General features: G+C 39.7%; 12 protein-coding genes. 9 read left to right on the top strand and 3 right to left on the bottom strand.

Going from position 1 to position 13,059, the window contains the following annotated elements:
• Positions 1–3: 3 nt before the first annotated feature.
• On the top strand, positions 4–804 hold the full coding sequence (locus CRJ00_RS17490; RefSeq protein WP_099368016.1) for a DUF4249 domain-containing protein: 801 nt from the start codon (positions 4–6) through the stop codon (positions 802–804).
• A 25-nt stretch (positions 805–829) separates the two neighbouring features.
• Here CRJ00_RS17490 and CRJ00_RS17485 read toward each other — a convergent pair whose 3' ends face one another.
• Complete coding sequence (locus CRJ00_RS17485; protein ID WP_257213835.1) at positions 830–1,465, bottom strand: polysaccharide deacetylase family protein; 636 nt, start codon at positions 1,463–1,465, stop codon at positions 830–832.
• A 40-nt stretch (positions 1,466–1,505) separates the two neighbouring features.
• On the opposite strand from CRJ00_RS17485, the gene CRJ00_RS17480 reads away from it, so the two are divergent.
• Positions 1,506–2,495 (top strand): ComEA family DNA-binding protein, encoded by a 990-nt coding sequence (locus CRJ00_RS17480; RefSeq protein ID WP_180268526.1) that lies wholly within the window; start codon positions 1,506–1,508, stop codon positions 2,493–2,495.
• The gene (locus CRJ00_RS17475) at positions 2,492–3,028 is read left to right on the top strand and encodes an adenine phosphoribosyltransferase (RefSeq protein WP_099368013.1); all 537 of its coding nucleotides are present in this window, start codon (positions 2,492–2,494) and stop codon (positions 3,026–3,028) included. The genes CRJ00_RS17480 and CRJ00_RS17475 overlap by 4 nt, the downstream gene beginning before the upstream one ends.
• A gap of 268 nt (positions 3,029–3,296) precedes the next feature.
• On the opposite strand, the gene CRJ00_RS17470 is transcribed toward CRJ00_RS17475, so the two are convergent.
• Both CRJ00_RS17470 and gpmI read right to left on the bottom strand, forming a co-directional pair.
• Positions 3,297–3,857, bottom strand: coding sequence for a hypothetical protein (locus tag CRJ00_RS17470; RefSeq protein WP_099368012.1), 561 nt, complete (start codon positions 3,855–3,857; stop codon positions 3,297–3,299).
• Positions 3,841–5,376: a 2,3-bisphosphoglycerate-independent phosphoglycerate mutase gene (gpmI, locus tag CRJ00_RS17465; RefSeq protein ID WP_099368011.1), complete on the bottom strand. Its 1,536-nt coding sequence runs from the start codon at positions 5,374–5,376 to the stop codon at positions 3,841–3,843. Before gpmI ends, CRJ00_RS17470 begins: the two co-directional genes overlap by 17 nt.
• A gap of 194 nt (positions 5,377–5,570) precedes the next feature.
• On the opposite strand from gpmI, the gene CRJ00_RS17460 reads away from it, so the two are divergent.
• The 6 genes from CRJ00_RS17460 to CRJ00_RS17435 all read left to right on the top strand — a co-directional run bounded on the left by CRJ00_RS17460 (position 5,571) and on the right by CRJ00_RS17435 (position 13,048).
• Positions 5,571–5,912 (top strand): DUF4783 domain-containing protein, encoded by a 342-nt coding sequence (locus CRJ00_RS17460; protein ID WP_167554297.1) that lies wholly within the window; start codon positions 5,571–5,573, stop codon positions 5,910–5,912.
• Between the two features lie 74 nt (positions 5,913–5,986).
• Positions 5,987–6,844, top strand: a complete 858-nt coding sequence (gene nadC, locus CRJ00_RS17455; protein WP_099368009.1) for a carboxylating nicotinate-nucleotide diphosphorylase — start codon at positions 5,987–5,989, stop codon at positions 6,842–6,844.
• A gap of 13 nt (positions 6,845–6,857) precedes the next feature.
• Complete coding sequence (plsY, locus tag CRJ00_RS17450; protein ID WP_099368008.1) at positions 6,858–7,508, top strand: glycerol-3-phosphate 1-O-acyltransferase PlsY; 651 nt, start codon at positions 6,858–6,860, stop codon at positions 7,506–7,508.
• A 73-nt stretch (positions 7,509–7,581) separates the two neighbouring features.
• The gene (locus tag CRJ00_RS17445; RefSeq protein ID WP_099368007.1) at positions 7,582–8,382 is read left to right on the top strand and encodes a M48 family metallopeptidase; all 801 of its coding nucleotides are present in this window, start codon (positions 7,582–7,584) and stop codon (positions 8,380–8,382) included.
• A gap of 126 nt (positions 8,383–8,508) precedes the next feature.
• On the top strand, positions 8,509–9,393 hold the full coding sequence (locus tag CRJ00_RS17440; protein ID WP_099368006.1) for an ABC transporter ATP-binding protein: 885 nt from the start codon (positions 8,509–8,511) through the stop codon (positions 9,391–9,393).
• A complete protein-coding gene (locus CRJ00_RS17435) occupies positions 9,386–13,048 on the top strand; it encodes an ABC transporter permease/M1 family aminopeptidase (protein ID WP_099368005.1) in 3,663 nt (1,220 codons plus the stop codon). Before CRJ00_RS17440 ends, CRJ00_RS17435 begins: the two co-directional genes overlap by 8 nt.
• Positions 13,049–13,059: the final 11 nt, after the last annotated feature.

Raw genomic sequence — 13,059 nt, 5'->3', positions numbered from 1 at the left:
CTTATGCGTAGTATCTTAACTTATATAGCTGTTGTTTCTTTGTTTTTTTTCAATTCTTGTGAGGAGAAAATCGATATTGATCTGAATGATTCCGATCCACGGATTGTTATTGAAGCCAATTTAACGAATGAGGACAGAAACCAGGAGATCTTAGTGAGTAGGACGGTTAATTTCGATTCCCCGGAATTCGATCAGGTAGATAATGCTTCGGTTGTTGTTAAAGGTAGTAATGGAAGAAATTATACCTTTACTCATGCAGGGAATGGCCTTTACACCAATAACAACTTCTTTGTCAATACGCAAATTACCTATACTTTAGAGGTTAGTGTTGATAATAAGACCTATTCCAGTAAGGGGACAATGGTAGACTATGTAGAAATTGATTCGATGGGAGTGACCAAGGAGAATATATTCAACGAAGATTATTACTTTGTGAATCTTAAGTTTGAAGATCCAAAGGGAGTGCCGAATTATTACTTATATACTGTTTCCATCAATGATGGCCCTTTTAAATTTAATGCCGTGCAAAATGATAAATTCAACGACGGCCAAGTCGTTACCCATCAGATTGGGGGCAGGAATGATGAGTTTAAAGTAGGGGATAAGGTTAAGGTTCGTAGACAGATAGTTTCCAAAGAGCTGTATACCTATTGGAATGAATACCAGCTGACCAATCCTGCCAGTGCAGCACCCGGCAATCCAACAGGCAACATCAGCAATGGAGCATTGGGATATTTTGGGATATCAAATGTGCGGGATTATACCGTGACCATCGCCGATGCGGACGATGATGATTTAGAATAATCCTTTCTTAAGTAGATCTAAGATTTTAGAAGTGGCTGAATTTAAATCCTTTTTCCAAAAGGTGATCGATGGTTTTGGGAAGAGCATAACGGACATTTTCTATGGCTTTGATATTATCATGAAATACAATAATGCTACCCTTGCGGACATAGGTTGTCGCGTTGTATAAACATCTTTCTGGACTGATCCTTTTATCGTAATCGCCTGTAAGTACATCCCACATGATAATTTGATAATCTTTTGCAAGGACATTCAACTGCTTCTGGGTAATTCTTCCGTATGGAGGCCTAAAGAGTTTGGTTTTTGTCAACTCTTGGCAGGACGCTACATTTTCCAGGTATTCTTCCAATGGAGTTTCCCAACCTTTCTTATGGTTGTAGGTATGATTTCCAACAGCATGACCTTCATCAAGTAATCGCTGATAAATGGCAGGATTTTTTCGGATATTATCTCCCACACAGAAAAAAGTCGCCTTAACTCCTTTTTCTTTTAGAACGTCTAAAATCCAAGTTGTTATTTCAGGGATAGGTCCATCATCAAAGGTTAAATAAATATTATTTTCTCGTTTACTTTTTCTCCAAATCGCTTTGGAATAAAGGTATTTAAGAAAAAATATAGGACGGACAAAATGCATGTTGTGGTCTTCGATAATTTGCCCCAAATTTAATCATGATTTGTTTAGAACCAAAACTATTGACCAAATGAAACGCTTGATCGATTATTTCCAATTAAATCAGAAGGAGCAAAAGGGGATTTTTGTTTTATTGGTATTGTTGCTTTTTTTGATCGTTTTGAAGATGATGATGCCTTTTTGGAGGTCTCCTGAAAGTCTAAGCTATACCTTGGTTTTTTCAGAAGAGTCAAAAGATGAAAGGGGTGATTTTGCAGATGATGGTTTGGGATATATGGATAAGGAGGATCAATTCCATAATTATTCTGATTCTTTGAATAAAGACTTTGAACCATCCAAGGAGGGGTTTGGAAAAAAAATGATACCTCATTATTTCTTTTTTGATCCTAATCATTTGTCAAAAGAAGGCTGGGTAAAGCTGGGTTTAAGTCCAGATCAAGCTAAAGTAATTATCAATTACAGAAAAAAGGGTGGGAGATTTCGGAAAGTGGAAGATCTTTCCAGGATGTATTCTATTTCGGAATCAAAATTTAAGGAATTGCTTCCTTTTGTTCGGATTGCTGAGGAAGAAATAGGGAGTGGTGGTTTTCATCAAAAACCGAGTTCAGGATCTCAAGAGGAGTATTCCTTTGTTCGTAAAAAAGAACCGCTTTATAAAATCAGTCTTAATGAAGCTGATACTACGGGTTGGATGCAGGTTCGCGGAATAGGTCCGGTTTTCTCCAGCCGGATTGTTAAATTTCGGAATGCCCTTGGTGGATTTCATAAAAAGGAACAATTGATGGAGGATTATGGAATGACGCCTGAGTTATTTCAGAAGATTGAAGAACAATTGCTTGATCAGCCTTTGGCTTATGATAAAATTTTCATCAATAGAATCGGAATTGATTCATTGGCAAAGCATCCCTATATCCGATATAAGAAAGCAAGGACCATTGTGAATTATAGGATACAGCACGGGCCATTCGAGAAAATTGAAGATTTAGGGAATATTCTTATTCTTGATCTGGATTTTTTGCGTAAAATTGAGCCATATTTAGATTTTGCTAGGGATTTATGATCGAAGAAAAATTAAAAACCATTATTAGGGATATCCATGATTTTCCAAAACCGGGTATTGTATTTAAGGATATTACTCCGCTTTTGCAGCATCCAGAAATAGTGGCGGAAGCTGTAGAGGCTTTTGCGGATGGGCTAAAGGATGTTGAGTTTGATGTGATTGCAGGAATTGAGAGCCGTGGTTTTCTTTTTGGTTTTTTGCTGGCGCAAAAGCTCAATAAACCGTTTATTCCTATTCGGAAGCAAGGAAAGTTGCCGTTTCATTGTATTTCAGAATCTTATAAGCTGGAATATGGACAGGCAACTATTGAAATGCATGAGGATGCTTTTTTGCCTGGGACAAAGGTGTTGGTGCATGATGATCTGTTGGCGACTGGTGGGACAGTAGTGGCTGCAAGTAAGCTTATTGAGAAATTGGGCGGGGAGATTGCCGCCTATTGTTTTGTGATTAGTTTGGATTTTTTAAATAGCGCAGGAAGATTGAGCCGATTTAGTGAAAATGTGATTTCATTGGTGAGGTATCAGGAAGAGTAAACGCGGCCGAATACGTCATTGCGAGGAGGTACGAGGAAGCAATCTTCCCGCATGTCATGCTGAGCATCGTCGAAGCATCTGTTCATTAGTAACCGTACAGATCCTTCGACTGCGCTCAGGATGAAAAAGTCTAAAGATTGCTTCGTTCCTCGCAATGACGGAGTGGGTCGCAATGACGCGAGTGGGGCGCAATGACGCGAGTGGGGCGCAATGACGGAAAGATTGCTTCGTTCCTCGCAATGACGTACAGGATGTATTGACTGAGCCCCTAAGAACCAAAGTGCCCTTGCACCTTATACTTATTCGCGCCCATTACCTTCACATCCTGGTTTTTCTCCACGATATAATACTTCCCTTTCTCATACATCAAAAACTCTGATGTATGATACAAATTATTCTTTACATCCCTTTGAACCGTAATAACCTTAGGATTACCCGTTCCATCAAGTTCAATCCTCACACATGAAAGATCTGATTTAGGATCATTAAAACTATATTCCAATAGATTATCACTAGAATCAACCTGAATAAAATCCGCATATGCCGATTTATTCAAATCAATATTCTTAAAGCTTGCAAATTCAGCTTCCCAATCCTTGATCTTCAATTTCTTGGTTTCCTCCTGCTCATCCTTTGCCACCGTTTTGTCCACCATCGGATCCAACTTCTTCAACGAATCAATTTCTTTCTGGAAATAGGAGGGTAGATCGAAATACAGCACCTTTTCCGAATTTCCATTATCTTTTGTAGCAGGATCTGAACAGGCCATCAGCATTCCAAGCAGCCCAACAGCCACTACACCATAACATATTTTAATAAACCAAGACATCACCAGTCATTTCAGTTGGAATCGGAACATTCAATAAACGCAATACAGTAGGAGCAATATCACCTAATTTTCCATCCTTAATATGTTTATAGGTTTTATCTATCAAAACACAAGGAACCAGATTTGTTGTATGCGCTGTATTTACCGAACCATCCTCATTAACCATAAATTCCGAATTTCCATGATCCGCCAGGATAATGAATGAATAACCATTCTCCAATCCCGTTTCCACAACTTTCCTTGTACAAGCATCAACAGTTTCCACAGCTTTTACCACCGCCTCAAAAACACCTGTATGTCCAACCATGTCCGGATTAGCAAAATTCAGACAGATAAAATCAGGTGCATTCTCGACCATATCCTTACAGATTGCATCGGTAATTCCGTAAGCACTCATCTCCGGTTGTAAATCATAAGTGGCCACCTTTGGAGATGGTACCAATAAACGATGCTCACCAGGGAATTGTTCTTCCCTTCCTCCGGAGAAGAAGAAGGTAACATGCGGATATTTTTCTGTTTCTGCGATCCGTACTTGAGTCTTTTGATTCAATGCCAATGTCTCGCCCAAGGTCTGGGTGAGATTGTCCTTATGGAAAATAACATGTACTCCGTTGAAGGTATCATCGTAGGAGGTCATGGTCACATAATATAAGGACAAAGGATGCATTGCATATTCTGGGAAAGAAGTCTGCGTTAATGCCTGAGTGATTTCTCGACCACGATCGGTACGGAAGTTAAAACAGATCACCACATCACCATCCTTAATCACCGCTTTAGGTGTACCATCGGCATTCACCATAACGATCGGTTTCAAGAATTCGTCTGTGATTTCCTGTTGATATGAAGATTCGATCGAAGCAATAAGATCTGTGGAAGGAGTTCCAAAACCTCTGGTCAATAGATCATAGGCTTCTTTCACCCTTTCCCAACGGTTATCCCTATCCATGGCGTAATAACGTCCTATAGCAGAAGCAATGGTTCCAACCGAATGCGTTAAGTGGTTCTGTAGATCACGAACATAGCCAACACCTCCGTTTGGATCCGTATCCCGTCCATCTAAAAACGCATGGATAAAGACCTGGTCATTTCCAAACTGTGCTGCCTGTGCGGCATCACATAAAGCCTTTAAATGGTCAATATGTGCATGCACACCACCATCTGAAAGTAAACCGATAAAATGTATATTGGATTGACTTGTTTTTGCATATTCAAAGGCAGCCTGTATCGTAGGGTCTTCCATAAAAAAACCTTCCCGAGCAGCTTTGTTGATCCTTCCTAATTCTTGGTAAACAATACGACCTGCACCTAGATTCATATGTCCTACCTCAGAATTACCCATCTGACCAGCAGGCAAGCCCACAGCTTCGCCTGATGCTTCCAGTTTTGAGTTAGGGTAGGTTGAAAGTAAGTGATCTAAAAATGGGGTACTTGCAGCTAATACTGCGTTTGATTGATCGTTTTTTCCGTAGCCCAATCCATCCAGGATTATTAAAGCTACTTTACTATTTTCAGAACTCATTACACAAATATACTTGAAATATTATGCCTTGGCATAGTTTTGGTTGCGAAAAATTTGATTTTTTGGAAATTAATTGAATTTTTATTTGCTAGTTAGCGCGTGTTTTGTGCACCAAGTCAATCATGATACGAATTTTAAACAGGTTTTCTTTTAAGTTCTTGCGAGTTATTGTAGTGCTTTTAATCTTGCCCCTAATGTCTTTCACATTCTGGCAGAGCAATCTGAGTGGGCAGATCGCAGAGGCATTTAAGACGAATAACGCGAAAGCAATAGCCAATTTTTTTGGGCAGAACGTCGCTGTTTCCATCAAGAATGACTCTGGTCAATACACGAAATTCCAAGCCGAGCTCTTATTGAGCGATTATTTCCGGTCCAACAAGACTTCCGAAATCAAACAACTGCAGCACACTAACCGTAACAATTCGAGTTTTTATATTGTTTATAACTTAAAAGCTAATTCTGGTACATACCGAATCTTTCTGAAGTTTAACCAGCACAATGGGGAATCCCTTATTACTGAGCTTCGAATAGAATAATGTTTAATTTTATTAGCTTTTAGTTTCCATATAAATTTAATTTTATTCATCTTCGCTTAATTTTATGTTGCTAAATGGATAGAGAATTCAAAGAAAAGCTATTACAATTTGTAAAAGAAGCATTTATTGAAGATGTGGGGAATGGCGATTTTACAACCTTATCTACAATTGATGACTCTCAATTAGGAGAAGCCCAATTATTGGTCAAAGAAGAGGGGATATTGGCAGGTGTTGATATTGCCGAGGAAATCTTTCACTATTTAGATCCTTCCATTCAATTTGAAAAATTAATCCAAGATGGTACTGCTGTCAAGTATGGTGAAATCGCTTTCCGTTTAAAAGGCAAGATCCATGATATTTTAAAAGGTGAGCGCTTGGTATTAAACATCATGCAACGCATGTCGGGTATTGCCACGGAGACCTCAAAATATGTGCAAGCTATCGCAGGCACAAACTGCAAAGTCTTGGATACCCGCAAAACCACTCCCTTATTAAGATTTTTAGAAAAACGTGCCGTAGTGATCGGGGGCGGGGTGAACCACCGTTTTGGTCTATACGATATGATCCTGATCAAAGATAATCATGTGGATTACGCAGGTGGAATCACACAAGCTGTAAATGGCGCATTTGCCTATAAAAAAGAAAATAACCTAAGCATACCTATCGAGGTAGAAGTTCGCAATTTTGAGGAATTAAAAGAAGTTTTGAACCTGGAAAAAGTAGATCGCGTCATGTTCGATAACTTTTCTCCAGATCAGGTGCGTGAAGCGGTAGAACTAGTTGCTGGTCGATTGGTTACTGAAGCTTCTGGTGGTATTACCTTGAACACCATTGCGGCCTATGCCAAAGCTGGGGTTGACTATGTCTCGGTGGGTGCTTTGACACATTCTGTTAAAAGCCTGGATTTAAGTCTAAAAGCTAAACTTATTTAGTAAATTGCTGGATATGATATCATTTTACCTGGTAGGAATCGTCATATTAGCTTATTTATTTGGTTCTATTCCCACGGCTGTATGGTTTGGGCAGGCATTTTATGGGGTTGATGTTCGGGAGTATGGTAGTGGTAATGCCGGTGCAACAAATACATTCCGGGTTTTAGGTAAAAAGGCAGGATCCATTGTGATGTTTGTCGATATCTTAAAGGGGTGGACAGCCACCAATCTCCCATTTTTATTAGATAGTTCTTTAGTGGGCAACCATGATGCCCCACAATTTGTCAATATCCAATTAGCCTTAGGTGTTATCGCCGTATTAGGGCATTTGTTTCCCATATTTGCAGGATTCAGAGGTGGAAAAGGAGTGGCTACTCTATTCGGAATGGTCCTGGCTATCCATTGGCCGGCCGCTTTAATGTGTGTTTCGGTGTTCCTAATCGTTCTTTTTGTTACCCATTATGTATCATTAAGTTCTATTATGGCGGGTTTCACCTTTCCATTCAGCATTGCTTTCATTTTTAAGACAACGGTACCTTCCATTCTTTTATATGGCATTGCTATCTGTGCCTTGATCCTGGTCACCCATCAAAAAAACATTGAACGCCTACTCAAAGGGCATGAGTCTAAAATTTACTTGTTCAAGAAAAAATCAAAAGTTTAAACATTTTGGGTACAAGATTTGTTAAGTATTTCAAAATGATTGAAAAACTATTGATAAACTAAATCAACATATTATGAAGAGGGTTTTTAAATACACAAGCATGTTCCTTTTGGGAGTCTCGTTGGTGGGATGTGCTACATCGGCAATTACAGGTCGAAAATACCTGAAATTGGTGGATCCAAAAGCTGTGAACGAACAGGCTGCTTTAGCATACAAGGATTTTTTAAGCAAAAATGGATCTAAGGTAGTAACAGGAACATCCGCTGCAACACAGGTAAAACGTGTGGGAAATAACATCGCTGCGGCAGCGAACAAATATTTGCAGGAAAGAGGTCTCGCAGACCAATTCGATTTCAACTGGGAATTTAACTTAGTGCAGAGTGATGATGTGAATGCTTGGTGTATGCCAGGTGGTAAAGTTGCGGTTTATACAGGTATCTTACCTATCGCACAAAATGATGTTGGTCTAGCTACGGTAATGGGTCATGAGATTGCACATGCGATCGAAGAACATTCCGTTGCCCAAGTATCCAATGCAATGGCAGCTCAATTGGGCGCACAGGTATTGGGTGCTGCTGGTGCCATGTCGGATAACAAATATTTAGGTATCATCAACCAATTGTATGGTGTTGGCTACCAGATCGGTTCATTAAGCTTCTCCCGTAAGGATGAGTTGGCAGCTGATAGAGCTGGATTGATCTTGATGGCCATGGCCGGATATGATCCACGGGAGTCTGTTAAATTCTGGGAAAGAATGGCGGCCGGTAAAACCGGATCACCTCCAGAGTGGTTAAGTACTCACCCGAGTGATGCCCGTCGTATCAATCAGTTGCAATCACTAATCCCTGAAGCGATGAAATATTATAAAAAATAAAAGATATTCAACAACAATAGAAAATCTCTTAAGGAGCGAACCATTTGGTCGCTCCTTTTTTATTTCATAATTTTCTGTTACGAAATCATTATTTCAACGACTAATTATAAACTAAGTAAATAAATTATGGAATTAACGATCAGCAACCTTACAAAAACCTATAATAATGGTGTTAAGGCTTTAGATAATGTCAATCTGAACATCGGCCCAGGCATGTTCGGACTTTTAGGACCAAACGGAGCCGGAAAATCATCCTTGATGCGGACAATCGCCACTTTGCAATCTCCAGATTCAGGCGAAATCCAATTCGGCGATATCAATGTTCTAAAAGAAAAAAATGCATTAAGAAGAGTTTTAGGGTATCTTCCGCAGGAATTTGGTGTATATCCCAACCTTTCTGCAGAAGACCTTTTGGATTATTTTGCCAACCTTAAAGGCATCAGCAACCGTCAGGATAGAAAGAAGATAGTTTCCGAGGTATTGGAGATCACCAATCTTGCCGCATTCCGAAATAAGAGCGTAAGCGGGTATTCAGGAGGTATGAAACAACGTTTCGGAATTGCCCAGATGTTGTTGAACAATCCTAAATTGATTATCGTGGATGAGCCTACTGCGGGTCTGGATCCTGCAGAACGTCATCGTTTTTTGAATGTGCTGCGTGAGATAGGTGCTGAGCATACCGTCATCTTCTCTACCCATATCGTAGATGATGTACGGGAGTTGTGCCATGAATTGGCCATCATGAATGGGGGAAAAGTACTTTTCCGTGGTTCTTCTGTGGAAGGCACCACCCATCTTCAGGATAAAATATGGAAGAAAAGAATCGAACGTGCTGATTTTGAAACCCAGAATAGCATCCATAATATTATCTCCTCGAATTATAACCAGGATAATACCTTAAATATTCGTGTCTACCATGATGTTCGACCGGATGAATCCTTCGAGCCGGCTACGCCTATTTTGGAAGATGTTTATTTTGTTGCATTAAAGCAGGATATCGTTCATGTTTAGTACCATATTCTTCTTTGAAATAAAGCGTTGGTTGAAGCAACCTGTGTTTTATGTCTATTGTGCCATTTATTTTGGATTGGCTTTGTTTACCTCTTTATCCAACTTGGGAGCTTTTGATGGTGTTACTTCCACCACAACCAATCCAATTTATATCAATGCACCTTTAAGTATTGCGGCATTTTTTAATTCATTTGCCACATTGATCTACTTTCTGTTGCCTACCATTGTTGGCGCATCGGTGGCCAGGGATTACATGTACAATGTGCATACCCTTTTATTTTCTTATCCTTTAAATAAACCCACCTACTTATCGGCAAAATTCCTGAGCTCTTTGGTCATGGTGACCATCATAGCCCTATTATGTGCCTTAGGTTATTATGCTGCTCAATTTTTCCCTAATATTAATGCTCAATTATTGGGACCTAACAATTTTAGGGCTTATGTAGAAGGATTTTTTGCGACCATATTCCCGAATTTTCTGTTGTTTGGCAGTATCATCTTCGCCTTGGTCACTTTTACAAGGAGTATCTATGTAGGGTTTATTGCCGTATTGATCCTCTTATTGCTTCAAAGCTTGTTGGATATCTATACGCGCGATGTGGACAATCGGTATATGGTGGCCCTACTGGATCCTTTTGGTTTTGAACCGATTCAGTATTATACCAAATATTGGAGTGTGAATGAGCGAAATGTCAACCTCTTGCCAATCAAAGGTGTCCTGCTTTATAACCGATTGATCTGGATGGGGGTAGCTTTGATCATCTTAACTTTTGTCTATAAAACCTTCAGTTTTTCCCAATCGGCCTTTACGTTCAAACGTGCAAAAGAGGGAATTAGAACCGTAAAAGATAATTTCGGAAGTATCATTACGATCAATCTTCCTAAGGTTACTTATAACCATGGTTTCTGGGATAACCTGAAGTTAAGTTGGCGGATTTCACATATCGATTATAAGTTCTTGATTCGGAATTGGACTTTTTATATCCTCATGGCATTTGCCTTTTTGTTCGTATTGATGGCCTTGAGCATCAGTGGACAATTGTATGGAACCACGACTTATCCGGTTACTTGGCAGATGTTGCAAACCATGTCCGGCATGTACCAGTTCTTCTTGTTGATCATGGTGATGCTATTTGCCGGTATGTTGATCCAACGTTCCAGACAAGCGAATATGAACCTGTTGTTGGATGCTACTTCGGTACCAAACTGGGTACAGCTCCTTTCAAAGGCTTTGGCTTTGTACAAAATGGTACTTACTGTTTTTACCGTCAGTTTATTGAATGGTTTGATCTATCAGATCTATCAAGGATATTATCATTTCGAAATCGGGCACTACCTTTATGAAATCTATGTGTTGGGCAGTTTGTCCTTTATTTTTCTGATCCTTTTTGCACTTTTTGTCCATAGCTTCTTTAAGAACTATTTTATCGGATTTATCATCTGCCTTTTTGTGATTATTGGTGCGCCATTTTTACCTCAGATCGGCGTAGAGCAACGTATATTTATTTTTAATGCCGATCCGGGATTTGACTATTCAGATATGAATGGTTATGGAAATCTTAGACCTTTCCTATATTATCGATTATATTGGATGTTGTTAGGGCTTGTCTTGTTTGCCATCACCTTGATATTCTGGCGAAGAGGTATTGTTTCGGGTATCAAAGAAAAGTTTGCTTTAGCGATGAACCGCTTTAAACCAGCCATTGCTATCCCTATGTTGATTAGTTTAGTTGCTTTTGTGGGGTTAGGTTATGCGATTTATCACCATAATAATATAGCGGAACCTTTTCTTTCCTCCAAAGATTATGAACTGCAGCGGGTAGATTACGAGAAGAAATACAAAAAATACAGTTTAATGGCTGCTCCTCGGTTGACGGGTGTGTTTGTGGAGGTGGATATGGATCCCAAAAACAGAAACTTGTTCATCAATGGGCGTTTTACCTACCAGAATAAAACCGATCATGCTATCGACTCGATTTTCCTGAATTATTCCGAAGGTGATCTGCTTACAGATATTCGTTTTAAGAACAATGCCCAAGAAGTCCTGAACGATAGTGTACTCCATGTGCGACTTTATAAACTTGCTCAACCATTGATGCCGGGTGATAGCATGGAGGTGGTTTATCAGATCAAGAATAAGCCACATACTTTTCTCGATGATCGTTCAGAAGTGATTCGAAATGGTACCTTTTTCAATAATAGTATCTTCCCTTCGCTTACTTATGTGCATATGGCGGAGGTTGAGAACAACGATGTTCGTGCTAAATATGGATTGCCTCCAAAGGATCGCATGGCGGATCCTAGAGACAGCAGTAAATTAGGGAATAATTACATCAGCCAAGATGCCGATTGGATCAATTTTGAAGCGATATTGAGCACCAATACCGATCAGATTGCCATTGCACCTGGATACCTGCAAAAGGAATGGGAAAAAGATGGGAAGCGTTATTTCCATTATAAAATGGATGCACCAATCCTCAATTTCTATGCATTCATTTCTGCTAAATTCAACGTTAAGAAGGAGAAGTATAAAGGCAAGGATTTGGAGATTTATTACCATGCATTCCACGATTTCAACTTGGATCGCATGATGGCTTCCATGAAAAAATCCTTGGATTATTATGAAGCTAACTATAGTCCTTATCAGTTCAATCAAATGCGTGTGATCGAGTTCCCTAAAACTGTGGGTACTTTTGCTCAGGCATTCGCCAATACAGTTCCTTTTTCGGAAGCCATCGGTTTTATTGCAAAAATCGATGAAAGCAAGGAGGATGCGGTCGATTATCCGTATTCGGTTACTGCGCATGAATTTGCACACCAATGGTGGGCGCATCAAGTGATAGGTGCACAGGTAAAAGGGGCAACCATGATGTCGGAATCCCTATCAGAATATAGCTCGTTAAAGGTGTTGGAGCAAACGTATGGGAAGGGACAGATGCGTAGGTACTTGAAAGATGCCTTGGATTCATACCTTCAAGGTAGAGCAGCAGAGCACTTAGGGGAAAATCCATTGATGTTCAATGAAAACCAAGGTTATATCCACTATAACAAGGGTTCTGTGGTGATGTATGCCATGAGTGAATACCTCGGGGAGAAGCCATTCAATAACTTTTTGAAAGAATACTTGAACAGGACGGCCTTTCAAAACCCGCCATATACTACTTCGTTGGAATTTGTTGGTCTATTGAGACAGCATACGCCAGATTCTTTGCAATACCTCATCAAGGATATGTTCGAAACCATCACGCTTTATGATAATAAAGTCAATGATGTGACCGTAAAGGATCTTAAAAATGGTAAATACGAGTTGACCATGGATTTCCAGGTATCCAAATATAGAACCGACCCGAAAGGGAAGGAGGTCTTTGAGGATGTGAAAGGTACGATGCTGAAAGGGAAAGATGGAAAAGAGGAAATTAAGTCATTGCCTTTGCAGGATTACGTGGAGATTGCGGTTTATGGGGATAAGAAAGAGGGGAAAGCTTCCAAGAAGATGGAAGATAATCCGATCTATTCGAAGAAAGTGAAGATTGATAAGATCAATAATAAGGTGAAATTGATCTTGGATCAAAAGCCGATTGAAGTGGGCGTTGATCCGAATAACATTTTGATCGATAGGAATTCCAGTGATAATCGGATGATGGTGAAGAATTAAATTATGTACCT

Source organism: Sphingobacterium sp. 1.A.4 (assembly GCF_002734245.1).
GTDB classification, from domain to species: domain Bacteria; phylum Bacteroidota; class Bacteroidia; order Sphingobacteriales; family Sphingobacteriaceae; genus Sphingobacterium; species Sphingobacterium tenebrionis.
This window is presented reverse-complemented; position numbering and strand designations above follow the sequence as displayed.